Origin of the sequence: Streptococcus sp. (assembly GCF_032481935.1) — a bacterium.
Taxonomy (GTDB): domain Bacteria; phylum Bacillota; class Bacilli; order Lactobacillales; family Streptococcaceae; genus Streptococcus.
Genome location: NZ_JAWERU010000026.1, coordinates 1 through 24,069 on the forward strand (window position 1 = coordinate 1; position 24,069 = coordinate 24,069).

The 24,069-nt window shown below is 39.8% G+C and carries 22 protein-coding genes; 1 reads left to right on the forward strand and 21 read right to left on the reverse strand.

From position 1 onward, the window contains the following. Positions 1–139: 139 nt before the first annotated feature. Entirely contained in the window at positions 140–2,365 is a 2,226-nt protein-coding gene (pbp2a, locus tag E7C97_RS06255; RefSeq protein WP_316108499.1) for a penicillin-binding protein PBP2A, read from the reverse strand. 88 nt (positions 2,366–2,453) lie between these two features. Here pbp2a and E7C97_RS06260 point away from each other — a divergent pair, with 88 nt between their 5' ends. After that, on the forward strand, positions 2,454–3,329 hold the full coding sequence (locus E7C97_RS06260) for an RluA family pseudouridine synthase (protein ID WP_148131281.1): 876 nt from the start codon (positions 2,454–2,456) through the stop codon (positions 3,327–3,329). Between the two features lie 74 nt (positions 3,330–3,403). On the opposite strand, the gene gap is transcribed toward E7C97_RS06260, so the two are convergent. From gap to E7C97_RS06360, 20 genes are all read right to left on the reverse strand, one after another. Then, the gene (gene gap, locus E7C97_RS06265) at positions 3,404–4,414 is read right to left on the reverse strand and encodes a type I glyceraldehyde-3-phosphate dehydrogenase (RefSeq protein ID WP_045762475.1); all 1,011 of its coding nucleotides are present in this window, start codon (positions 4,412–4,414) and stop codon (positions 3,404–3,406) included. 266 nt (positions 4,415–4,680) lie between these two features. Then, positions 4,681–7,332, reverse strand: a complete 2,652-nt coding sequence (gene adhE, locus E7C97_RS06270; protein WP_316108500.1) for a bifunctional acetaldehyde-CoA/alcohol dehydrogenase — start codon at positions 7,330–7,332, stop codon at positions 4,681–4,683. A 300-nt stretch (positions 7,333–7,632) separates the two neighbouring features. Further along, positions 7,633–8,046: an MORN repeat-containing protein gene (locus tag E7C97_RS06275; RefSeq protein WP_049504892.1), complete on the reverse strand. Its 414-nt coding sequence runs from the start codon at positions 8,044–8,046 to the stop codon at positions 7,633–7,635. Then, positions 8,021–8,476: a low molecular weight protein-tyrosine-phosphatase gene (locus tag E7C97_RS06280; RefSeq protein ID WP_301395634.1), complete on the reverse strand. Its 456-nt coding sequence runs from the start codon at positions 8,474–8,476 to the stop codon at positions 8,021–8,023. Before E7C97_RS06280 ends, E7C97_RS06275 begins: the two co-directional genes overlap by 26 nt. A 48-nt stretch (positions 8,477–8,524) precedes the next feature. Further along, a complete protein-coding gene (gene yajC, locus E7C97_RS06285) occupies positions 8,525–8,845 on the reverse strand; it encodes a preprotein translocase subunit YajC (RefSeq protein ID WP_000509386.1) in 321 nt (106 codons plus the stop codon). 116 nt (positions 8,846–8,961) lie between these two features. Next, a complete protein-coding gene (gene tkt, locus E7C97_RS06290; protein WP_049504888.1) occupies positions 8,962–10,938 on the reverse strand; it encodes a transketolase in 1,977 nt (658 codons plus the stop codon). A 114-nt stretch (positions 10,939–11,052) separates the two neighbouring features. Beyond that, positions 11,053–12,144, reverse strand: coding sequence for an L-ascorbate 6-phosphate lactonase (gene ulaG / locus E7C97_RS06295; protein WP_316108501.1), 1,092 nt, complete (start codon positions 12,142–12,144; stop codon positions 11,053–11,055). 116 nt (positions 12,145–12,260) lie between these two features. Further along, positions 12,261–13,934, reverse strand: coding sequence for a transcription antiterminator (locus E7C97_RS06300; protein WP_316108502.1), 1,674 nt, complete (start codon positions 13,932–13,934; stop codon positions 12,261–12,263). A 166-nt stretch (positions 13,935–14,100) separates the two neighbouring features. After that, entirely contained in the window at positions 14,101–14,808 is a 708-nt protein-coding gene (locus E7C97_RS06305; protein WP_316108503.1) for an L-ribulose-5-phosphate 4-epimerase, read from the reverse strand. A gap of 1 nt (position 14,809) precedes the next feature. Beyond that, positions 14,810–15,673: an L-ribulose-5-phosphate 3-epimerase gene (locus E7C97_RS06310; protein ID WP_316108504.1), complete on the reverse strand. Its 864-nt coding sequence runs from the start codon at positions 15,671–15,673 to the stop codon at positions 14,810–14,812. A 3-nt stretch (positions 15,674–15,676) separates the two neighbouring features. Then, on the reverse strand, positions 15,677–16,342 hold the full coding sequence (locus tag E7C97_RS06315) for a 3-keto-L-gulonate-6-phosphate decarboxylase UlaD (RefSeq protein ID WP_061863926.1): 666 nt from the start codon (positions 16,340–16,342) through the stop codon (positions 15,677–15,679). Between the two features lie 16 nt (positions 16,343–16,358). Next, complete coding sequence (locus tag E7C97_RS06320; RefSeq protein WP_061863925.1) at positions 16,359–16,844, reverse strand: PTS sugar transporter subunit IIA; 486 nt, start codon at positions 16,842–16,844, stop codon at positions 16,359–16,361. 76 nt (positions 16,845–16,920) lie between these two features. Beyond that, a complete protein-coding gene (locus E7C97_RS06325) occupies positions 16,921–17,202 on the reverse strand; it encodes a PTS sugar transporter subunit IIB (protein WP_000241466.1) in 282 nt (93 codons plus the stop codon). 23 nt (positions 17,203–17,225) lie between these two features. Further along, the gene (locus E7C97_RS06330) at positions 17,226–18,683 is read right to left on the reverse strand and encodes a PTS ascorbate transporter subunit IIC (protein ID WP_060956301.1); all 1,458 of its coding nucleotides are present in this window, start codon (positions 18,681–18,683) and stop codon (positions 17,226–17,228) included. Between the two features lie 118 nt (positions 18,684–18,801). Further along, positions 18,802–19,437, reverse strand: coding sequence for an HI_0552 family protein (locus tag E7C97_RS06335; RefSeq protein WP_316108505.1), 636 nt, complete (start codon positions 19,435–19,437; stop codon positions 18,802–18,804). A 55-nt stretch (positions 19,438–19,492) separates the two neighbouring features. Continuing rightward, positions 19,493–20,449 (reverse strand): RNA-binding cell elongation regulator Jag/EloR, encoded by a 957-nt coding sequence (gene jag, locus E7C97_RS06340; RefSeq protein ID WP_049504883.1) that lies wholly within the window; start codon positions 20,447–20,449, stop codon positions 19,493–19,495. Positions 20,450–20,463: 14 nt separating this feature from the next. After that, positions 20,464–21,291, reverse strand: a complete 828-nt coding sequence (locus E7C97_RS06345) for a YidC/Oxa1 family membrane protein insertase (protein ID WP_248035756.1) — start codon at positions 21,289–21,291, stop codon at positions 20,464–20,466. Next, positions 21,266–21,637, reverse strand: coding sequence for a ribonuclease P protein component (rnpA, locus tag E7C97_RS06350; RefSeq protein WP_045762469.1), 372 nt, complete (start codon positions 21,635–21,637; stop codon positions 21,266–21,268). Before rnpA ends, E7C97_RS06345 begins: the two co-directional genes overlap by 26 nt. 329 nt (positions 21,638–21,966) lie before the next feature. After that, complete coding sequence (locus E7C97_RS06355; protein WP_045762468.1) at positions 21,967–23,304, reverse strand: PFL family protein; 1,338 nt, start codon at positions 23,302–23,304, stop codon at positions 21,967–21,969. A 9-nt stretch (positions 23,305–23,313) separates the two neighbouring features. Beyond that, positions 23,314–23,580 (reverse strand): ACT domain-containing protein, encoded by a 267-nt coding sequence (locus tag E7C97_RS06360; protein WP_000644115.1) that lies wholly within the window; start codon positions 23,578–23,580, stop codon positions 23,314–23,316. Positions 23,581–24,069 lie beyond the last annotated feature (489 nt).

Sequence of the window (24,069 nt, forward strand, 5' to 3'; positions counted from 1 at the left end):
GCAGAGAAAGGGGGAAAGAGGGGCTTTGGTTTCTGTCTTGTGTTTTTTCAAGTCCAAAGTGTATCAGGAAGTATGAATACTGACATGTGAGAGTAAAAAGGCAAAGATTTGAATCCTTGTCTTTTAGCTTATAAATGTATTAGCGAAAGAGATCTACAATGGTATCCCATACAGTCTGAGCCTTTTCTTTAATTTTAGCATCTGAAATAGCTTTTCCTGCTTCATCGACCAGATTTTGTGCTCGTCCACGAATATCTGCTAATATATCATCCGACTGCGTACTAGTATCACTTGTAGTTTGTTTAGGTGTATTTTCTGGTGCAATACCATTCATTTTATAAGCATTTTCAACTGTAAAGGTGCTACCTGACGTATATGGTAGGATTGTTTCCGCCATACTTCTAAAAATGTGAGCAGCACCATTCGAAGTCGAACCTGCTAGATAATGATTTTCATCGGTAGTAGGGAAACCAAGCCAATGGCTAATCACTAAATCAGGGGTATAGCCAATCACCCATTGATCACTGGTATATTCTGGGTTAAAGGCTGCCTCTGTTGTTCCTGTTTTTCCAGCCATGACATAATCATCTGGAGACGAACTGACCCCTGTACCATTTGTAAAAGTACCTAACATCATACTGGTCATTTTATCAGCTACCGATTTGTCAACCACTCGTTTTTGAGTATTTTTATGACTAGCAATCACTTGACCACTAGCATTTTCAATACGGGTGATAAAGTGAGCATCCGGCATGAGTCCTTCATTTGCAAACACTGCGTAGGCTTGGGCCATCTGAAGAGGGTTAGTTTCTACGCCACCACCTAAAGCTACTCCAAGCACACGATCTACATCGCTCATGTTGAGACCAAACTTTTCACCCGCTTCAAAGGCTTTATCAATTCCAAGTTCTTTAACAGTAGCTACTGCAGGTAAATTTAGAGATTTAGCCAAAGCTTGATACATGGGTACTTCTCGTGATGTCTTGATTCCTGCGTAGTTGTCTACTTTATAATCACCATATTGCATGGTATGATTATCCAACTCCTTATTAAGAGACCAACCCGCTTCAACCGCTGGCGTGTACACTATCAAGGGTTTAATAGTCGACCCTGGACTTCTTTTTGATTGGGTTGCATAGTTAAAATTCCTGAAACCTGTCTTATCATCCCCTGCCACTCGACCAACAACTCCTCGAACTCCACCCGTTTTTGGCTCCAAAGCGACACTACCAGACTCTGCATGTGTCCCATCTTCAGCTGTCGGAAAGAGCGAAGTATTTTGATAGATAACCTGCATATTTGCTTGGTAATTTTGATCTAGCTCCGTATAAATTCGATAACCGTTATTAACGATTTCTTCCTCTGTTAGATTATACTTTTCAATAGCTTCATTAACAACTGCATCAAAATAAGAAGGATAACGGTAGTCTGATATTTTCCCTTCATAACTATCTTTCAATTGAGAAGCCATATCAACACTTGCTGCTTCTGCTTCCTTATTTTTATCAAGGTAGCCGGCAGCCACCATATTTTGTAAGACAGTATCTCTTCGATTAGTTGAATGCTCAATGGAATTCAGAGGATTGTACAATTCTGGGCCTTTAAGCATGCCTGCTAAAGTGGCAGCTTCATCAAGAGTTAATTCCGATGCCGAAACTCCAAAGTACTTTTTACTAGCATCCTCAACACCCCAAACTCCATTACCGAAGTAGGCATTGTTCAAATACATGGTTAGAATTTCTTTTTTACTGTATTTTTTGGTTAATTCTAAAGCAAGAAAGAATTCTTTAGCCTTTCTCTGAACAGTTTGGTCTTGTGAAAGATAAGCATTTTTCGCTAACTGTTGAGTAATTGTAGAACCACCACCCGAGCGACCAGCTGTTAGGATAGCCAGGAAAAAGCGACCATAGTTAATTCCACTATTTTTATAGAAGCTTCTATCTTCTGTCGCAATAACAGCATTCTGCAAATCTTCACTAATTTCCGAAAGTTCAACATAGGTCCCTTTTTGGCCTGACAAGGCACCAGCCTCATTCTCTTCTCTGTCAAAAATTACCGTTCGTGTTTTCAAAGCATTCTGCAAGTCTGTAACATTTGTCGATTTAGCCAAGGCAAATAGATAGACCCCAACAAACAAGCTTGCACTTAGTCCAAGAATTAGAAAGATTTTGGTCAAATGATAGCGACGCCAAAATTTTCGAATGGGTCCGACTTGCCCAACTTTCTTTCGCCCACCTCTTGACCGTCTTAAATTAGTCGTGGTATTTTCTTCATTATTAACTTCATCGATTTCTATTTCTTCCATTTCAGCTTCTTCTTTTTTAAATAAAGAAAGAAATTTTTCAAATAATGTATCTAATTTCATGCGTTTATTTTATCATCTTCCCCATAGGATGACAAGAATTTAGCTAGTTTCTCTATCCAAATAATCTTTTTTTTGTTACAATATCTGTATGAAATTTACCTTTGTTATTCCTGACTCTCTTCCTGAAATGACTGTCAAAGTCTTCTTGGAAGAACAACTACTCATTCCGAGAAAAATACGGCATTTCTTGAGAATTAAAAAGCACATTCTCATCAATCAAGAAGAAGTCCACTGGCATCAAACTGTCAAATCCGGAGATGAATGTCAACTGATCTTCGACGAGGAGGATTATCCTACAAAAGAAATTGTTTGGGGGAATTCTAATCTTGTCCAAGAAGTCTACCAAGATCAACATTTGATTATCGTTAACAAACCTGAAGGTATGAAAACTCACGGGAATCAACCAGATGAGATTGCTCTTCTCAACCATGTCACCGCCTATGTAGGCCAGACTTGCTATGTCGTTCATAGACTAGACAAAGAAACAAGTGGACTCGTACTATTTGCTAAAAATCCATTTATATTGCCCATCCTCAATCGATTATTGGAGAAAAAAGAAATCTCCCGCGAATACTGGGCTCTGGTTGAGGGAAAAATAGGAACTAAAGAGCTTGTTTTTCGAGACAAAATCGGTCGCGATCGTCACGATCGTAGAAAAAGAGTTGTGGATCAAAAAAATGGTCAATACGCCGAAACCCAAGTAACTCGATTGAAACAATTTCAAAACAAAACTAGCCTCATTCGTTGTCGATTAAAAACAGGACGTACTCATCAGATTCGAGTTCATCTATCTCACCACGGTCATCCAATCCTTGGAGACCCTCTCTACAATCCACATTCAAAAACTAAAAGACTAATGCTTCATGCATTTAAACTTTCCTTTGTCCATCCTCTGACCTTAAACAAATTAAGCTTTACTGCGCTATCAGACACATTTGAAAGAGAATTAAACCAAAATGGATGACACTATCATCCATTTTTTCTTATAGATACCAAAAAAAGCAAGACCAGTTGGCCTTGCTTTTATCGACTCAAGAATTATTTAGCGATTTTAGCGAAGTATTCAAGAGTACGTACAAGTTGTGCAGTGTATGACATTTCGTTGTCGTACCATGAAACAACTTTAACCAATTGTTTACCGTCAACATCAAGAACTTTAGTTTGAGTTGCGTCAAACAATGAACCGTAAGACATACCTACAACATCTGAAGATACGATTGGATCTTCTGTGTAACCGTATGATTCATTGGCTACTGCTTTCATAGCTGCATTCACTTCATCAACAGTTACATTCTTTTCAAGAACAACTACCAATTCAGTTACTGAACCAGTTGGTGTAGGAACGCGTTGTGCAGCTCCGTCAAGTTTACCGTTCAATTCTGGGATTACAAGACCAATAGCTTTAGCAGCACCAGTTGAGTTAGGTACGATGTTAGCAGCACCAGCGCGAGCACGACGGAGGTCACCTTTACGGTGTGGTCCGTCAAGAATCATTTGGTCACCAGTGTAAGCGTGGATAGTAGTCATCAATCCTTCAACAACACCGAAGTTATCTTGAAGAGCTTTAGCCATTGGAGCCAAGCAGTTTGTAGTACATGAAGCACCTGAGATAACTGTTTCAGTACCGTCAAGAACGTCGTGGTTAGTGTTAAATACAACTGTTTTAACATCTGATCCACCAGGAGCAGTGATAACAACTTTTTTAGCTCCACCTGGGTGCAAGTGTTTTTCAGCAGCTGCTTTAGTAGCAAAGAAACCAGTTGCTTCAAGAACGATTTCTACACCGTCGTTAGCCCAGTCAATTTGTTCTGGATCACGTTCAGCAGAAACTTTAACGAATTTACCGTTAACTTCAAATCCACCTTCTTTAACTTCCACAGTTCCGTCGAAACGACCTTGAGTTGTGTCGTATTTCAACAAGTGTGCAAGCATAACTGGATCTGTAAGGTCGTTGATGCGAGTAACTTCAACACCTTCTACGTTTTGGATACGGCGGAAAGCAAGACGACCGATACGTCCGAAACCGTTAATACCAACTTTAACTACCATTAGTGATTTCCTCCTTATGAAAATCATGAAAATTTTATTGTGAAAAGAGTAACTTGAATCACTACAAATCACCTTTCAACATACCTATTATATAACTATTTGAGTTTAATTGCAAGCGCTGGCCTTGTTTTTCTGATAAGCTTTGGCAATATTTTCATTTCTTTACTTAGCCTTGCAGCCTACTCCAATTCTATGCATTTCTTAATAAAAACATATTCTCTAAGCATAAAAAACCGAGGTTTACCCTCGGTTTGGCTGATAATCAATTATTTACGGCGTCCTGGTCTTTCTTTGTAACCATAGTATGCATCTTCGATGATTTCTTGCATATGGTCAACCATTGGAAGACGTGGGTTTGCAGGTGAACATTGGTCTTCATAAGCAAGGAAGGCCAATTCACGTGAATGTTCTTTCCATTCTTTTTCGTCAATACCTTGTGCTTTGAAGTTCATTTGGATACCTACGCGCTCACCGAGTTCGTAAACAGCTTTTGCGTAAGATTCAACCCCTTCTTCTGGTGTAGAAGCTGGAAGTCCAAGCATACGAGCGATATCTTGATATTTCTCGTCTGCACGGTAGTAGTTGTACTTAGGCCATGTAGCTGTCTTAGCTGGGCGAGTACCGTTGTAACGGATAACGTATGGAAGTAAGATTGCATTTGTACGACCATGGATTGTGTGGAATTGCGCACCAATCTTATGGGCCATTGAGTGAGAAATACCTAGGAAGGCATTGGCAAAGGCCATACCAGCGATTGTTGAAGCGTTATGCATTTTCTCACGTGAGTGGAAGTCTGCATTCTTAACTGAGCTTTCAAGGTTTTCGAATACAAGTTTGATAGCTTGAAGAGCAAGTCCATCAGTGTAGTCGCTAGCCATTTGTGATACGTATGCTTCAGTTGCGTGAGTCAATACGTCCATACCAGTATCCGCAGCTACAAATCCAGGAACTGTCAATACCAAAGCAGGGTCTACGATTGCCACAGTTGGTGTCAATGAGTAGTCAGCGATTGGGTATTTACGGTTGTTTGCTTTATCAGAGATAACGGCAAATGGAGTTACTTCTGATCCTGTACCAGATGTAGTTGGGATAGCGATGAATTTAGTCTTCTTACCAAGCAATGGGAATTTGAAGGCACGTTTACGGATATCCATGAATTTTTGTACAAGGTCACGGAAGTCCACTTCTGGTTGCTCGTAGAAGAGCCACATTACTTTTGCAGCATCCATCGGTGATCCACCACCAAGAGCGATGATTGTATCTGGTTTGAAGGCACGCATAATCTCAGTACCACGTTCAACTGTAGTGATATCTGGATCTGGTTCTACATCTGCAAAGATTTGGTAAACAACCTTATTGCGACGAAGGTCAAGTTGTTCGATGATACGATCAAGGAAACCAAGCTCTACCATAGCATGGTCAGTAACGATCATGACACGCTCAACGTCACGACATTTTTGAAGGTATTGAATTGAATCACGTTCAAAGTATGTTTTTGAAGGAAGTTTCATCCATTGCATGTTATTTCTCCGTCTTCCGACTTTTTTGATGTTCAAGAGGTTAATGGCGCTAACGTTATCCCCAACTGAGTTACGTCCGTAAGAACCACATCCGAGTGTCAATGATGGCAAGAAGGCATTGTAAACGTCCCCGATACCACCGAAAGTAGAAGGTGAGTTACAGATAACACGAATAGCTTTAACAGCTTTACCAAATTCTTTAGTCAATTCTTCATCAGCAGTATGGATGGCAGCTGAGTGTCCAAGACCGTTAAATTCAACCATTTGACGAGCTTTAGCAATACCATCTTCACGGCTTTCAGATTTCAAAACTGCGATAACTGGTGACAATTTTTCACGAGTCAATGGCTCATTTTCACCAACTTCTTTACATTCTGCAGCAAGAATGTTTGTTCCTTCTGGAACAGTAAATCCTGCTTGTTCTGCAATCCAAGTTGCTGGTTTACCAACGATGTCAGCGTTCAATTTTGCACCAGCACAGTTTTTGCTGTTTGCTTTTACGCCGAAGCAGAACTCTTCAAGAAGTGCTTTTTCTTTTTTGTTTACAAAGTAAGTATGGTAAGATTTGAACTCTGCTACAAATTCATCGTAAATTTCTTTATCAATGATAACCGCTTGTTCAGATGCACAGACCATACCATTGTCAAATGATTTAGACATTACGATATCGTGAGCAGCTTGGCGGATGTTAGCTGATTTTTCAACATAAGCTGGAACGTTTCCGGCACCTACCCCAAGAGCTGGTTTGCCACATGAGTATGCCGCTTTAACCATGGCATTACCACCTGTTGCAAGGATTGTTGCAATACCTTCGTGGTTCATCAATGCACTAGTTGCTTCCATAGATGGTTCAGTAATCCACTGTACACAGTTTTCAGGAGCACCTGCTTTAATCGCTGCATCACGAACGATTTGAGCTGCGTGAGCTGATGATTCTTGAGCTGATGGGTGGAATGCAAAGACAATAGGATTACGAGTCTTCAATGAAATCAACGCTTTAAAGATTGCTGTTGAAGTTGGGTTAGTTGTTGGAGTGATACCACAAACAACACCAACTGGTTCAGCGATAAGAGTCAATCCTGTTACATCATCTTCTTCGATAACACCAACTGTTTTAGTGTGGCGCATGTTATTTACCACGTGCTCACAAGCAAATAGGTTCTTAGTTGCTTTATCTTCAAATACTCCACGTCCTGTTTCTTCAAAGGCATGTAAAGCCAATTCTCCGTGAGCATCAAGTGCTGCAACTGAAGCTTTTGCTACGATATAATCAACTTGATCTTGGTCGAGTTTACGCATTTCTTCAAGAGCAACTAAAGCTTTTTGCACCAAACCATCGACATGCTTTTCAGCAGCGAGTTTCTTTTCTTCTGGTGTTACAGTTTTTTTATCAGCCATATTTTCCTCCATAGCTTTCAAGGATTGTAAGTCCTTTGTTAATTTTTTCACAAGCTTATTATAACTCTTTTTTAAACGTTTGTAAACAGTTTCATAGACATTTCACAAACTTTTTTTATTTGTTTGTGAAAACAATTTCAAATATACCCACACATGTACTTTTTCACTTAAAGTTTGTGAATTATTCCATAAAAGTTTTATTTTTCACAAACTTAATTGTAAAGAGCGGTTGGAAATGTCTTTTGTTTCCATGTAAGCGCTTTCTAGAGTTCTGGAAGAATACCTCCTTCTAGGAGGAGGTTATTGTGCTTGTTGAAATAAACCTTGTTTGAAATCCCCTTCATAGACTACTTCTTGTTCGGTAGTCAGCTTTCCTTTTCCTTCAGCTTGGCCATTTACAAAGTCTCCCTCATATACCCAACCTGCTTTAGCTTGGTAGGTACCTTTACCATTGAAGGCACCATTGCTAAATTCTCCAGTATAGGTATCACCGTTTGAGAAGGTAACAGTGCCCTGACCATTCATCTTACCACGAACTAGGCTCCCGTCATAAATAATAGCATCGTTATCAAGCTTAAGAACGCCCTGTTTTGGAAGATTGGTCAGAAATACGAGACCTGCACAGACAACAATGACGATCACTGTCGCAATTTCTAAACGGGGACGTGTTAAATAGACACTATATTTTTCATAGAGTTTTTTTAAATTTTCCATGTTCACTCTCATTTTCTAAGCGACTTAACCAAGCCTGGCAACCAGTTAAAACTCGGTCATAAGTTTCTTCAAAATCACCTGTATACCAGGGATCTGGAACGCTTTCAGATGCAAAAGGCTGTATCTTATATTGTTGATCCTGTGGACACATCTGATGCAAATCAGCGAGATTAGACTCATCCATCCCAATGATATAGTCAAAATACTCAAAATCTTTTTTAGAAATTTGTTGGGAAGTTTTCGAAGTATCATAAGGAACGCCATGACTTCGAAAGATGCCTTGCGTCCCTTTGTGGATTGGATTACCGTGTTCCCAGGAAGAAGTCGCTCGACTTTGAATCTCATATTTATCGGTCAGGGATTTCATTACAAATTCCGCCATAGGACTACGACAAATATTGCCAAGACAGACAAAGACAACATTTTTCATCATTGTTCCTCTCATTTATAGAAAAACGGGAATGCATTCCACCCCGTTTTATTCTTCAATAGCACTGCCTTCTTCGATAACTGCACCTTCAGGTGTGACAGCTTCTTTGACTGGCAAAACTGTTCTAATTGCACCTAATTCGAAAGTCAAGTATACTCCGTCTACATCAAGTACAATCGTTTTGTTTTCAGTATCAACTTCGTCGACTGTACCGTAGAGACCACCGATAGTGATTACTTCGTAGCCTTTTTGAAGTTTGTTGAGGCTCTCCATACGTTTTTCAGCTTGTTTCTTTTGAGAACGTTGCATGAAGAACATCAAGCCAAACATCAAAACAAGCATAATCAAGAATGTTAAATTCCCACCCATTATTTTTTCTCCTTTGTAATTCAGATAAAACTACTATATCAAATTTCACTTGTTTTTACAAGATTGCACCTTGATTTTAGGTCAATAAAAAACCAGAGCAAATGCCCTGATTTTTCTTATTTCAAGTTGTTTACAAGTTCTACTAAGTTTTCAACTGTAAATCCATATTCTGCTAAAACTTTTGGTGCTGGCGCAGACGCTCCAAAGGTATCAATACCGAGAACCGCTCCATCAAGACCAACGTATTTGTACCAGTTTTGAGTTGCTCCCATTTCAACCGCTACACGACGACGAACTGCATTTGGTAAAATCTCTTCTTTGTATGCTGCATCTTGTGCATCAAATACATCTGTAGACGGCATGCTGACTACGCGAACTTTTCCACCTTGACTTGCCAATTCTTTAGCAGCTGCAACAGCCAGATTAACCTCTGAACCAGTCGCAATCAAAATTGTATCAAAGTCTGCTGCATTTTCATATACAACATAAGCTCCTTTTGCAACTTTAGCAAAGTCTGTTCCTTCTTCAACAGTCAAGTTTTGACGAGTCAAGACAAGAACAGTTGGTGTTTTCTCGCTCTTCACTGCTTGATACCAAGCTGCTTGAGTTTCACGCGCATCTGCTGGGCGGAAAACATTAAGGTTTGGAATCGCACGAAGACCTGCCAAGTGCTCAATCGGTTCATGAGTTGGTCCATCTTCACCAACTGCGATTGAATCGTGAGTGAAGACATAAGTCACTGGAAGACCTTGTAAGGCTGACAAACGAACTGCTGCTTTAAGGTAGTCTGAGAATACGAAGAAAGTTCCACCATAAACTCGAAGTCCACCGTGAAGAGCCATTCCGTTCAAGACAGTACCCATTGCAAATTCACGAACACCAAACTGGATGTTGCGATTCAAGCGATTTGCATCATCTTGAAGTCCATCAGTTTTGATGTAAGTCATATTTGAATGAGCGAGGTCTGCTGATCCACCAAGGAAGGTTGGCAATTTAGCAGCTACTACATTCAAAGCATCCTGACTTGAGTTACGAGTTGCTTGAGAGAAGCCATTTTCTAAAGCTGGGAAGTCTTCTGGAGTCACCTCAACTGGATCACGTCCTTCGATGATTGCTTCCACTTCTGCAGCCAGTTCTGGGTGAGCTTCTTTATAATCTGCGACTAGTTTTGTCCATGCTTCATAGGCTGATGCGCCACGGTCTGCAACATTTTCTTTGAAATCAGCATAAACTTCTGCTGGGATTTCAAATGGTTCATAGTTCCAACCAAGTGCCTGGCGAGTTGCCGCAGTTTCATCCGCGCCAAGAGGGGCACCGTGTACGGCATTAGTCCCTTGTTTATTTGGAGAACCATAACCAATAACAGTTTTCACTTCGATCAAAGATGGTTTTCCTGAAGCCTTAGCTTCTTCAATAGCAGCATGAATAGCTTCTAAATCTGTTCCATCTTCTACCAAGGCTGTATGCCAACCGTAGGCATTGTAACGATCGCGAACACTTTCTGTGAATGAATCTTTTGTCTCACCATCCAAGTTGATATCATTTGAATCATAAAGAACAACCAACTTGTCAAGCTTTTGCAAGCCTGCATAAGAAGCAGCTTCGCTTGAGACACCTTCCATCAAGTCACCATCTCCACAGATAACGTAAGTGTAGTGGTCAAAGATGTTATAACCTTCACGGTTGTACTTAGCTGCAAGGAAACGTTCTGCTTGTGCAAAACCTGTCGCAGTCGCAATCCCTTGTCCTAGAGGACCTGTTGTTGCATCAACCCCTGCTGTATGACCAAATTCTGGGTGACCTGGAGTTTTAGAGCCCCATTGACGGAAGTTCTTCACTTCATCCATACTCACATCTTCAAAACCAGAAAGGTGGAGAAGGGCATAAAGAAGCATGGATCCGTGACCAGCTGAAAGAATAAAACGGTCGCGGTTGATCCAGTTTGGTTGAGCTGGATTGATACGAAGTTCTTTAGTGAATAGGCTGTAGGCCATCGGTGCAGCTCCCATAACCACCCCTGGGTGACCTGAGTTCGCTTTATTGATAGCGTCAATACCTAGAAAACGAATCGCATTAACAGATAGATTTGACATAGAATTTCCTTTCTCTTTGAGGTGATAGGTCTATCACATATTCTATTTGTACTATTATATGAAAATTATCCGTATCGTGCAACATACGGATAACCTCCAGAAAAAATTTTTATATTAAAGCAAGGCTTTGAATTGGATATTTGAGTCTTGTTCGAAGCAGTCATCAAAACCACGTGGATGATGGTATTCTATTAAGTGTTGGTCTTGAGGATAAGTGTATTTACCACCAACTTCCCAGATAAATGGATGGAAATCGTATTGCAAGCGATCTTTTCTCATTTTCCAAAGTTCTAGGATTTCATTCGTAGAAGCCATGAAGTTAGACCAGATATCATAGTGAACTGGGATAATGACTTTTGCACGAAGATTTTCTGCCATGCGAAGAAGGTCGATAGATGTCATTTTATCTTGGATACCTACTGGGTTTTCACCATAGTTATTCAAAGCAACATCAATTTTGAAGTCTTTACCATGTTTTGCAAAGTAGTTTGAGAAGTGAGAATCCGCACCATGATAGATGGTTCCACCTGGTGTTTCAAAGACATAGTTAACAGCCTTTTGAGCCATTTCTTCATCTGTAACAGCCAACCCAGCAAGTTCACCACCTGTCTCATCAGCACCGTTTACTGGTAGAGTTACCAAGCAAGTACGGTCAAATGATTCTACTGCATGAATCTTCATGTCTTTTAGTTCAATAGTATCACCTGGTTTGACAACGATGATTCGTTCTTTTGGAACACCCCAGCTTTCCCAAATTCGTCCACAATGGTAAGGACCGATAAACTTAACATGATCTAACTTAGGATTGTTGAGAATTGCTGCAGCTGTGTATGGGTCAATATGGTCACTATGGAAGTGTGAAACCAAGTAATAGTCGAGTTCATTGATAGCAAATGGATCAATAACCATTGGCTGAACACGCAAGTTTGGTTGCAACTTACGAACACCTGCCATATTTGCCATTTGGTGCCCACGAACCATATCTTTCACTTTTTTGGTTGATTTTCCACGGTTTGACCAAAGGTCCATGACAACGTTAGCACCACCGGGTGTTTTAATCCAAGTACCACAGTTGCCTAGCCACCACATGGCGAAGTTGCCTTCAGGCACGACTTCTTCTTCGATTTCTTCGTTCAACCATGTTCCCCACTCTGGGAAAGTAGCTAAAATCCATGATTCTCTTGTAATTTCTTTTACGTTTGGCATTTGAAATCCTCCATATTTTGTTCAAGTATTTATTTCATACTTAGTATAACACCGACCGATATATTAAAAAAGACCAAGAAAAGCACAGGCTTGTGTTCATCATTGGACTGTGATGTTTATGATTCATCTAAAAAAGCTTGGATGACTAATTCTTGGTTGATTAAAAGTTGAATTTCTTCTTGTAATTTTGCTGCAGCGTGTTTATCAGATATATAGGTAGCAATAATTGTTGATAGATTTTCCTTGAAGGTTCGACCGTCTTTTCGAAGAACCTTATTTTTCATAAAGTCTGTTATGCGTAAAATATCTTCTGCCTCAAGTATAGGATTTACCTTTAAAACCGGGAAATGACTCTCAAGTTCATCGTTTGTTGTAAGTAGCAAATCAACCTGAGTAATATCCTCCACGCTTTTGAACTGCTCAGTGGTAAAGACTGCCCCTATCTGTTCATTTGGAAGATAGAAGCGGCATTGTTTAAGTAAGAGTTTAGAAACGCCCACTCCTTCATCACACACAATATAAATTTTCTTGGTATTGTTTTGAATCGATGGAGTATACTTTAAAAATCCTCCAACGTGAATGGTTAGATAGGCAATCTCATCATCCGTCAATCGAATCTGCCAGGCTTCTTCTAGCACTTCAGCACATTTTTTTGTAATTACGAAAAGCTCACTATACTTGGAACGAATCTGCCGAGTTAAGGGATTTTTTGAGAAGATTCCATAGTTTTTTCTAAATAGTAGAGCCTTACAATGAATCACGAGATTTCTCAACAAATCTTCTTTCTGTTCAATCTCCATTCTGGTTTGAGATTCAAAATACCAAATAAACTCTTCTAAAGCTCTTCTCAAATGTTGAAAATCTTTACTTTCTGCATGGATGTCTCGATCTTTTCGATAGGATAACAAAAGAATGGCTAACAGAGATCTATCTAATTCTGAAAACGAGATGCCAAATGTTTCAAACAAGCGTTCTCCTAGTTTCTTAGACACCTGGTATTCTATCCTCTTTCGAATCAATGAAAATTCTTGATCAATTTCTTGATGTTTATCTTGATTTCGAGTAACGGTATCACACCCTAGTAGAAGATAGGGAAGGACCTGTAACATAAAGGTGACTTCGTGATGGTTTATTTTTTTCCCTAAATTTTGCTCAACCAGTGGAACTTGTTTTTTGAGGAATTGATTGACCTCATCAGAAAGAAGCATCTCATCTTCTAATCGCTCCTTGATTTTTTCCTCTAAAATAGCAACAAAGGCTGGATTTTCCTCCATAAAGATATGATAGAGAAGGGATTGAAGATACTGGATTTTATTAAGAGGATGTGCATTTAGATAGTAACCTCGAGATTTACTAACTTGAAGCGTTACTTGATACTGCTCTAGTGTCAGCTGGTAACGAATAGTATTTAAATCATTTAGGACCGTATTTCGAGAGACTTCTGTTAATTCCATGAGTTTTTCAAGCGTGATTCTCTCTTTAGAAATACCAATCAGAAGGAGCATCAGCTGCATCCGCTCGTTGGCACTCATGATGTAATCATAAGAATCAACTTCGTCTAATAATTGACGACAAGCTTCTCTTTGTTCATCGGTCAAGTAAATACCAATCCGAGGCAGACTGATGATATGCAAATTCTCATGGTCCAAAGCATCATTGATTTTATCAATGTGATAGTAGATTTTTCTTCGAGATTGAGCTAGATCTTTTGAAATCGTCATAATCGTTTTGGACGTTTCTTGATCCATCAAATATTGAAGCAAGTCACAGCTCGCCTTATCTAAAACCATAATTCATACTCCTCTATTTGTCAATCGCTTCCAAAACAACTTTATAATGGTATCACATTCGTACAGACTTTGCAATTATATGCTGTAAACTCTTAACAGTGGATACTGACAACTACAAAAGCGAGGCTTGGATCGAAAGGTCCTAGCCTCTTTTCAATTCAATTTCTTATTTCTTTTGACCGTAATAAGCATTTGGTCCATGTTTACGTTGGTAGTGTTTTTCTAGGATGTACTGAGGAGCAGGTTCAACTCTTGGATTGATTTGCTCTGTAAAGCGATTCATCTTAGATACTTCCTCTAGTACAACAGAGTGATAGACAGCATTCTCTGGGTTTTTGCCCCAGGTGAATGGACCGTGATTACGTACGACAATCCCTGGTACTTCAACAGGGTTGAGACCACGACGTTCAAACTCTTCTACGATAACTAGGCCAGTATCTTTTTCATAGGCTACTTCTACTTCATCCTTAGTCAAACTACGAGCGCAAGGGATTGAACCGTAGAAATAATCCGCATGGGTTGTTCCATAGAAAGGAATATCACGACCTGCCTGAGCCCAACCAACGGCTTCAGTCGAATGGGTATGGACCACACTAGCAATCTCTGGCCAAGCTTTATATAACTGCACATGAGTTGGAAGGTCCGAAGATGGTCTTAGATCTCCTTCTAGAACCTTGCCATCCAGGTCAGTTACCACCATGTTTTCAGGCGTTAATTCGTCATAATCCACACCTGATGGTTTGATAACAATGACACCGAGTTCGCGATTGACTTCCGATACATTGCCCCAGGTAAATTTAACAAGCCCATGTTTTGGCAATGATTGATTGGCATCACAGACTCGTTTACGTATATCATTAATTACTTGATTCATCTTACATCAGACCTGCTTTCTTAATAAGTGGGTAGAGAAAGGCTTGGGCCTCTTGAATGGCTGCGCGTGTTTCTTCTACAGTTTCACAATTTTCAGACCACATTTCGATTAGGAAAGGACCATTATAATTGGTTTGCTTTAAAATATCGAAAGCTTCTTCCCATTTGACACAACCTTGCCCGAAAGGTACATCTCGGAATTGGCCCTTTGAACTTTCTGTCACTGCATAAGTATCCTTGAGATGGAGAGCTGCAATGGCATGATGGCCGAGATAAAATTCACTGTAAACATCATTATGCCAGGCAGATACATTACCAATATCTGGATAGACAAAGAGGTATGGAGAGTCAATTTCTTTCTCTATAGCCAAGTATTTTTCGATGCTATTGACGAAAGGATCATCCATAATTTCAATAGCAAGTACCACCTGAGCTTCTTCAGCCCAGTCACAAGCTTTTCTCAAATTTTTGATAAAACGTTGGCGTGTTTGGGGAGACTTTTCCTCATAGTAAACATCGTAACCAGCTAATTGAATCGTACGAACTCCCAAATCTTGAGCTAATTCGATACATTTTTTCATGAGTTCCAGAGATTTTTCCTCTAGAACTGGATCATTCGATCCCAATGGGTAACGACGATGGCCTGAAAAACAGATAGAGGGAATACGAACACCAGTTTCATAGATCGCTTTGACAACTTCCAAGCGCTCTTCCTTGCTCCAGTCAAGTCTTGCTAAGCGCTCATCACGTTCGTCAATAGACATCTCGACAAAATCAAAGCCTAACTCCTTGGCAAAATTTAAACGTTCTAGCCAAGTAAAGTGGGTCGGGGTTGCCTTTTCATAAATTCCAATTGGACGTGCCATGGTTTACCCCCAAATTCGTTTGATTTCATCCTTGAAGGCACGCGCTGCTCCTGCTGGATCGGCAGCCTCTGTAATTCCACGACCTGCGATAAAGGTAAAGACATCAACGCCTTCAAAGAGTTTGAGAGTATCTACATCTAGACCACCTGTTACAGAAACACGGAAGCCCATGTCAATGAGTTTTTTAACCTTATTAAGGTCTTTTTCACCCCAAGTTTCACCAGCAAGAAGGGCATCACGAGATTGGTGATAGATAGCTTGTGAGATACCTGCATCTAACCAAAGCTGAGCTTGTTCAAAAGTCCAATCACCATAAAGCTCGATTTGGATTTCTCCTCGGTCTCCACGTTCAGCCTTGATAGCCTTTAGAGCTGCTTCCATAGTAGGGATGGTTGCACAACAGATGCAAGTCATCCAATCTGCTCCACGAACGGCATTATTTTTGGCAACTGTTCCACCAGCATCGGCACATTTTGTGTCTGCCACAATAATCTTATCTGGGAAAAGGCTACGCAAGACTTCAACCAATTCACTTCCAACTTGAAGCAAGCAAACAGTTCCAGCTTCGATAATATCTACTTCGTGACCAACAGAAACAGCTGCTTTAATCGCTCCTTGCAAGTCTGAATGGTCTAATGCAACTTGTAAATTAGGTATTCTTTTTGTCATTTCTTTATTCCTCTTTCTAACTTTCCAAATCCAATCCTTCAAGATAAGGGCTATCCTTAGATTCTTCGATCATCGCCAAGACATCTTCTTTAGTCTGACAAGCCTGTAAACGTGCAATAGAATCTTCTAATTCAAACAAGGCAATGATTTGTGGAATGGCTACACTTGTGTGAATTTTTGAGCTTGTTGCTGCTAGTGCCAACAAAACAGAGACTTCTTTCCCATCTGAAAATACAACAGGATTTTGTAAGGTAATCAATGAAAAGGCATCTCTTTGCACTCCAGCTTCTGGTCTAGCATGAGGCATGGCCATACCTGGCATTAAGATATAGTAAGGGCCATACTCTTCAGTAGATTCGATGATAGCATCGTAATACTCTGGCAAAATTGCCCCACTTTCAATCAAGGGATCTACTGCTACCTTGACTGCTTCTTTCCAATCGTTAGCCTCTAACCCTAGTCGGATCGAGTCATTGTCAATTAAAGCTTGTTTTAAATTCATATCTGCCTCCTTTATTTAAAGAGGGAGAAGGACAGAAACGATAACTCCCAGTTTCTGTCCAGCCCCCTCCAACCTTTTACTGTAGTGCTTGACTGAGTTTTTCAGTGATTTCTTTATCATCCATCAAGTTGTCAAGCCCGATTAACTTCCCATTAGTCCGACCTTCCAATTCTTGGATCAAATGAAGAGAAGCGATTACGATGTCATAGCCTGCTGCTAAACCTTTTGCTTCACCAACACTGCATGAATTGACTGTAAAGTCTGTTTGATTAAGCTTACGGAGGGCATTTTCAACCTTCATCTTGATAACCATAGATGAACCCATTCCATTTCCGCACGCTGCTAATACTTTAACCATTTTATTTTCTCCTTTTCTAGAAACTATGCTTCTTCTTGAACTTCACCGTTGTAGTATTTTTCTTTATCTTTTGCTTTGGCAAATTGAAGTTGAGGAATAACGAGCAAGAAGAGACACACAAGTACATAACCAACAATACCGAGGTATTTAAAGATATAGCCAAATCCAAGCCATGGGAATTCAAAGTCGATATTTCCATGGTAACCACCGTAAGATGCTAAGTCGAGAAGTGCTACACAGAGAGCTCCTAGAGCAACTTGGAGGACACCTGAAATGAAGGATAGGATAACGGCTGCTTTCCATCCGCCACGCTTATCAGCATAGACCGCGATGGCTGCATTATCAAAGAACACAGGTACAAATCCTGTAATAATAAGGACAGGGTTTTTAAAGACGATGAGCAAGACAATTGTAATCAATTGACCAATCAAACCAAAGGCAAATCCTGACAAGACCGCGTTTGGAGAACCAAATCCATAAGAAGCCGCAACGTCGACTGCTGGGAATGAACCTGGCAACAATTTGTTTGAAATACCTTGGAAGGCATTTGTCAACTCAGATACGAACATGCGGACACCTTGCATCAAAACGAACAAGTAAACTGAGAAGGTGAAGGCTGTTTGAATAATGTACATAAAGAAATCTTGTTTAGCAGGATTGAATAGAGTTCCTGAAGTGATGACTTCTTTATTAGACATAATATCTGGACCCAAGATTAACAGAATGGCTCCAAAGAATACAAGCATCAAAGTAGCAGAGGCAACAACTGTATCATGGAAGATTGAGAGGAACTTAGGCAATTTAAGATTATCTAGACTTTCTTCTTTCTTACCAAAGCGTCCTGCCACTTTATCTACAAACCAGATTGCAAATTGTTGTTGGTGACCAATCGCAAATCCGCCGCCACCAGTCAAGCGTTGAGTTGCCTCAACAGTCATATTTGAACTAACTGCCCAGTAAAGGCCACAGATGATACCGATTGCTGCTGTACCATAAGCATTGCGCAATTGTGGAACTAAGAATAGAACCATAAGAGATACAGTCGCAGCTTGTTGTACCATGATGTGACCAGTAATAAAGAGGGTTCTTACTTTCGTAATCTTGCGAAGAGCTACAAGCAAGATATTCACTCCAAATCCAATCAAGAGAGCTGTAGTTGCAGTTCCAACGAAATCTGGAAACTCTGCTGCAATTTTGTTGTTTGCTGCAGCAAGTCCAAAGTAAGGGTCAATAACCGCTGCACCGATTTGGAATTTGTAGTTAAGGGCTGCCAAGATTGGACGGAAGGTTGTAACCAAACCACCAGCACCCACGTTGAGCAACATATAGCCTACTGTTGCTTTAACGAAACCTGAGAAAACGTCATGAGCAGGTTTTTTCAAAAGTGCATATCCTATTAGCACCAATAAACCTACGAAAAATGCGGGATTCTGCAAAATATTGCTAGAAAACCAATTTAGAACACTTGAAATGACTTCCATAATTGTTCTCCTTTTGAATTGTTATTGTATGTTTATTATATAATTTGAAAACGGAAACAAAAAGACCAAGAATTACACAGCGGACTGTTCACTCTTGGACTGTATGATTTATGATATTTTACGGATTATCTAATTTTCTCGTAGCAAGATAATAGCGAAGAATTTTATCATAAGACTTCAATAGACCTTCTACGATTTCTTCTTCAGATGAATTTTCTGTCACCGGAACATCTGCCTTCACTAAAATTTTTCGGACTTCCTGATGGGATAGTTTTTCTCTTAAAATTTGGCGATTTTCCTCAGTAGCCTCCATCTTTTGACTTTCTCCATCTGAATATACTAAATAATAAATTCCTTCTACCACTGGAACTCCTAGGACCTTGGCCTGTTTGTCTAATGTTCGCTCATCCTTCTTACGTTCAATAAAACTCACTTCTAGTGAAACCCCAAAATCAGAAGGGCTTCCATACAAACGAAGGGCCAACATAGGCTCCGTCACTTCCCCTTCACGCTGTAAATAAGCCCAGAAATGTGGTCGCAAACGTTGGGCTTGATTCATCCACTGACTCGTTCCTTGCAGTATCCATTCTGGATGCCTTGCTTGAAAAGCCTTGGCCAGTTCTGTAAAAGCTTTCCTAGCTTCCTGTCCCTTACTCCTCAAATAAAGCATTTTCTCTGCATCTTGTCCTGCCTTCTCTGGCTTTTGATACTGCAAACCAGAGAAAGCTAGATAGTCTCTCATTGTATTCAACATAGGATTAACCTCCCTTAGCTAGCAAAAAATCAGGGGCACCCTGATTTTGCTTTGATTATTCTGTATCAACCACAACGTAACGATTTGGCTCATCACCTTCTGAATAACTAGTGACACCCTCCATACGTGAAATAATACGATGGATGATTTTACGTTCGCTGCTAGACATTGGATCAGTCACCTGACTACGCCCCTCTTCTAGGACACGTGTAGCTAACTTCTGTGCATAACTTTGCAAGACTTCTGCACGGTGTTCTACATAATCATTAACATTGATGGTAATATAGAAGGTTCTTGAATAGCGATTATAGAGATAATTCTGTGCTAAAAGTTGGAGAGATTTCAAGACCTTCCCGTGGTAACCGATAATACGGCCCGGTTCATTGGTATCAATTTGCATATTGATAGAACGACGATTTGAAGTGCTTGAGATTGCTCCCTCAACATCCATATCATCAATAATACCTTGAACATAGTTGGTCACTTCTTCGACCACCTGGTCAATATCATAGGTCGGTTCAATCTTCAAACCTAGATTTTCTAAATCATCATTCTGCTCGACTTCTTCCTGCTCTTTAGATTCTTCTGGCAGTAAATCTTTTAGAATGGCAATATGACCAGTCTCCTCTAAAATTGTACTAGCCTCTTTCTCATTTTTTAGAATTTCGGCCTTAACCTCTTCAGAGATTCCTTGTCCTTCTTCCTCGATTTTCTTGATTGCTTCAACAACATGACCTAAGTCTACTGTTGCCTCACTAACAGTCTTAACGGGTTCGTTCTTAGCATTAACTTCCTTTGGAACTCCCTTGACTGCTTGCTGATTTGCCTTCACAACAGTTGTCTCACTAATTGCTTCGATATCAACTTGCGCTGGTTTCTTCCCAAAAAGGCCAAAGAAACCTTTTTTCTCCCTTGAGACAACCTTAATATGCGCCTTCATTCTAGGAATCCCCAATTCCTTCAATCCCGTTTGGATTGCTTCCTCAACAGTTGAACCTGTAAATAATACCATTACAAGATTCCTCCTTACTTTTTCTTTTTCTGTGCTTTCTTGAGAGCTTTTCTCTTCTTGATTTCTAAATCCTTCTTAGCCTGTACTCCCGCCTCACGCTCTGCAATAATCTTGAATGGATTGTTGAGCAGATAGGTTTGGAGCACCTGATAAGCATTGGATACCGCCCAGTATAAGGCAACCCCACTTGGTGAATACATGGCAAAGAAGAAAATCATGACTGGCATTGCATACATCATTCCTGTCATGGCGCCATTTTTCTCAACCATGGCCTTATTGGATAACCAGGTGCTAAGGAAAGTAAAGATAGCTGCCAAAATAGGCAAAACGAAAGTCGTATCAACACCACCAAGGTTAATCCATAAGAAATGACCCGTTTTTAGAAATTCTACCCTACTCAAAGCTTGGAACAAGGCCAACAAGACTGGCATTTGGATTAAGATTGGCCAAAGAGAAGCTGACTGTTTGACACCATGTTGCTTGAACAACTGACGCATTTCTTGGTCCAACTTGGTACGGCTCTCCATATCCCGTCCCGGATAACGTTCTCGCAACTCCTTAACCAGTGGTTGTACTTCTTGCATCTTTCTAGATGCCACCATCTGTATCTGAAAGACTGGTAAAAGAATGGTTCTAATCAGAAGGGTAAATAATATAATCCCCAGACCAATACTTGTATCAAATGATAAAAAGCGAATGATTTCAGCAAAAAAATAAACAAATTTACTCCAAAAACCTGTTGATTCAGCTGTAATCTCACTCGTCGTACCACTAGCCGTGCAGGCGCTCATCACAAATAAAGCAAGCACCATTAAGCTAGTCAACTGTAATTTCTTTTTCACTCCCATTTCCTTCCTGGTAAATCTTTGATAACTTTAATACGTGAAGTAGATTTTTCTCCATTTCCGCGTAGTCCAAGATTTCAACACCTTTTCGAGCAATCACAACAAAATCTACATTTTCAACCAGCTGATTTTTATGTTCAATCAGAATATGTCGAATTCTTCTCTTGATCTGATTCCTCGTGACAGCGTTTCCTAATTTTTTACTGACAGATAGGCCAACTCGAAAATGCTGTTCATTATTTTCTAATCGATAAATAACAAATTTACGATTAGCAAAACTCTCCCCTTTTTTAAATATTGCACTAAAATCTTTCTCTTTTTTTACACGAAAGCGTTTTTTCAAAATTCAACTCCATCTATTAAAACTACTACTATTATACCATAATTTTTCAAAAAGCCAATCATAGCAAGGTTTTAGCCCATTTTACAGAATAAAAAAACTAGTTTCATCCTTTAAATCATCTTATTTTTGAACAAATTTACAAATTTGAACATGCTACTTTCTTTATTTTCTCTTGATATAAAACAAAAGTCACTCCAAAGAGTGACTTTTGTAGGAGATTATTATGAAAAAGTTAGGATTTTAATTAAATAAAGTTAGGAGGTCTTTATTTAATGATAGTAGTATACAGGTCTATCCTTAAATCCAACTTAAACAGATTCCACTTCTTTTTAATTTTTAAAACTATGGATTGGAGCCGGGATTTGTCCTCCACGTGCAATGAAGTCGACAGACGAGGCACCGTTAACTTTCATGACTGGAGCCGTTCCTAGAAGGCCACCAAATTCAATCATATCGCCTTCTTTTCCTTTTGGAATAATACGTACAGCAGTTGTTTTCATATTGATGACTCCGATAGCAGCTTCATCCGCAATCATTGCCGCAATCGTTTCTGCAGGTGTATCTTCAGGAATGGCAATCATATCCAAACCAACTGAACAGATAGCCGTCATAGCTTCTAGTTTTTCCAAATTAAGGGAGCCGTTTTGCACTGCAGCAATCATCCCCTCGTCCTCAGAAACTGGGATGAAAGCACCTGACAAACCACCAACTTGGTTGCAAGCCATAACTCCACCTTTTTTAACTTGGTCGTTCAAGAGAGCCAAGGCAGCAGTCGTTCCATGAGTCCCAACTGTCTCTAACCCCATTTCCTCAAGGACACGGGCTACAGAATCACCCACTGCTGGAGTTGGAGCCAAACTCAGATCGACAATTCCAAAATCAACTCCAAGTCGCTCACTAGCCATTTGACCGACTAATTGACCAATGCGGGTAATCTTGAAGGCTGTCTTTTTAACAGTTTCAGCAACAACATCAAAGCTCTGACCACGAACCTTTTCCAAGGCACGTTTAACGACACCTGGACCAGAAACACCTACATTGATGATGACATCTGCTTCACCAACACCATGAAAAGCGCCTGCCATAAAGGGATTGTCCTCTACCGCGTTAGCAAATACAACCAATTTAGCCGCCCCCATATCAGATAAAGAAGCTGTTTCCTTGATAATGCGCCCCATATCCGCTACTGCAGTCATATTGATACCCGATTTAGTCGAACCGATATTTACTGATGAACAAACCTTATCCGTTTCTGCTAAGGCACGAGGAATAGAGTTGATGAGGATTTCATCACCTTTTTGATATCCCTTTTGTACCAAGGCTGAAAAACCACCAATGAAGTCAACACCAATTTTTTTCGCAGCTTTATCCAGTGCTTTAGCTAAGACTACATAATCCGTCGCATCGGTAGCAGCACCAATCAAGGAAATTGGAGTTACTGACACACGTTTATTCACAATAGGAATTCCTAACTCAGCCGCAATTTCATCTCCAACAGCCACTAAATTAGCTGCTTTTGTAGTAATCTTTTCATATATTTTGTCCGCAGCACGATTGATATCTGGATCGATACAGTCCAAAAGGGAAATCCCCATGGTAATGGTTCTAATGTCGAAGTTTTGCTCCTCAATCATTGCGATTGTTTCGGTAACTTGTCTAATATCCATAAATACCTCCTAGATATTGTACATAGCATCAAAAATAGCCGCACTTTGAATATTGATTTTGACATTCAAAGTCTGACCAAAAACCTCAAATTCGTTTCTAAGATGAGTAAAATCTTGTTTTTCATCACTAGATACCACAGCCATCATAGTAAAGAATTCGTCCAAGACTGTTTGTGAGATATCATCAATATTTAAGCCTAATTCAGCAATTTTTGTCGCAACACCTGCAACAATTCCAGATTTATCTTTACCAACAACAGTAATAATAGCTTTCATGATTAAACTCCGTTTCTAACATAGAACGATATCCATTTTGGACAAAAATAAAATGAAAAAGGGGGATAGAGTAACTAAATCACTTAATAGTGAATAATTATCCAAGTTGAAACCCTAAAAAAATCTTTTAGTTGATCTTGTACCAGGCTAATATTTTTTACCAAGTCGCTAGTTTAGAACTTGAAACTGATAATATATTGGCTCATAAGCTCTTTATAGAATATTTTTGAAAAAATGAACATTGTCGATTTTCTTTTTCAATAGTATAGCATATTTCTTAATAAAATACTCAAAAACGCCTGCTTACGAAATTGTTCTTAAGTAAAAAACAATTTCGTAAACAAGCGTCTACCTTATCATCTTATGATGAGTGTTCCCGCTAGGACATAAGTCCTAGCGGTAGACCAGAGCTAGACTAAGAGCACAAGACTCCATCATCATAACACTCAACAAAATTGATGATTTTATACTAATTCGATGATCGCCATT

Excerpts from the sequence above, each read along its gene's own strand:
- pbp2a (WP_316108499.1), bottom strand. The coding sequence starts at position 2,365 with ATGAAATTAGATACATTATTTGAAAAATTTCTTTCTTTATTTAAAAAA.
- E7C97_RS06260 (WP_148131281.1), top strand. The coding sequence starts at position 2,454 with ATGAAATTTACCTTTGTTATTCCTGACTCTCTTCCTGAAATGACTGTC.
- gap (WP_045762475.1), bottom strand. The coding sequence starts at position 4,414 with ATGGTAGTTAAAGTTGGTATTAACGGTTTCGGACGTATCGGTCGTCTT.
- adhE (WP_316108500.1), bottom strand. The coding sequence starts at position 7,332 with ATGGCTGATAAAAAAACTGTAACACCAGAAGAAAAGAAACTCGCTGCT.
- E7C97_RS06275 (WP_049504892.1), bottom strand. The coding sequence starts at position 8,046 with ATGGAAAATTTAAAAAAACTCTATGAAAAATATAGTGTCTATTTAACA.
- E7C97_RS06280 (WP_301395634.1), bottom strand. The coding sequence starts at position 8,476 with ATGAAAAATGTTGTCTTTGTCTGTCTTGGCAATATTTGTCGTAGTCCT.
- yajC (WP_000509386.1), bottom strand. The coding sequence starts at position 8,845 with ATGGGTGGGAATTTAACATTCTTGATTATGCTTGTTTTGATGTTTGGC.
- tkt (WP_049504888.1), bottom strand. The coding sequence starts at position 10,938 with ATGTCAAATCTATCTGTTAATGCGATTCGTTTTCTAGGTATTGACGCT.
- ulaG (WP_316108501.1), bottom strand. The coding sequence starts at position 12,144 with ATGCCAAACGTAAAAGAAATTACAAGAGAATCATGGATTTTAGCTACT.
- E7C97_RS06300 (WP_316108502.1), bottom strand. The coding sequence starts at position 13,934 with ATGGTTTTAGATAAGGCGAGCTGTGACTTGCTTCAATATTTGATGGAT.
- E7C97_RS06305 (WP_316108503.1), bottom strand. The coding sequence starts at position 14,808 with ATGAATCAAGTAATTAATGATATACGTAAACGAGTCTGTGATGCCAAT.
- E7C97_RS06310 (WP_316108504.1), bottom strand. The coding sequence starts at position 15,673 with ATGGCACGTCCAATTGGAATTTATGAAAAGGCAACCCCGACCCACTTT.
- E7C97_RS06315 (WP_061863926.1), bottom strand. The coding sequence starts at position 16,342 with ATGACAAAAAGAATACCTAATTTACAAGTTGCATTAGACCATTCAGAC.
- E7C97_RS06320 (WP_061863925.1), bottom strand. The coding sequence starts at position 16,844 with ATGAATTTAAAACAAGCTTTAATTGACAATGACTCGATCCGACTAGGG.
- E7C97_RS06325 (WP_000241466.1), bottom strand. The coding sequence starts at position 17,202 with ATGGTTAAAGTATTAGCAGCGTGCGGAAATGGAATGGGTTCATCTATG.
- E7C97_RS06330 (WP_060956301.1), bottom strand. The coding sequence starts at position 18,683 with ATGGAAGTCATTTCAAGTGTTCTAAATTGGTTTTCTAGCAATATTTTG.
- E7C97_RS06335 (WP_316108505.1), bottom strand. The coding sequence starts at position 19,437 with ATGTTGAATACAATGAGAGACTATCTAGCTTTCTCTGGTTTGCAGTAT.
- jag (WP_049504883.1), bottom strand. The coding sequence starts at position 20,449 with ATGGTATTATTTACAGGTTCAACTGTTGAGGAAGCAATCCAAACGGGA.
- E7C97_RS06355 (WP_045762468.1), bottom strand. The coding sequence starts at position 23,304 with ATGGATATTAGACAAGTTACCGAAACAATCGCAATGATTGAGGAGCAA.
- E7C97_RS06360 (WP_000644115.1), bottom strand. The coding sequence starts at position 23,580 with ATGAAAGCTATTATTACTGTTGTTGGTAAAGATAAATCTGGAATTGTT.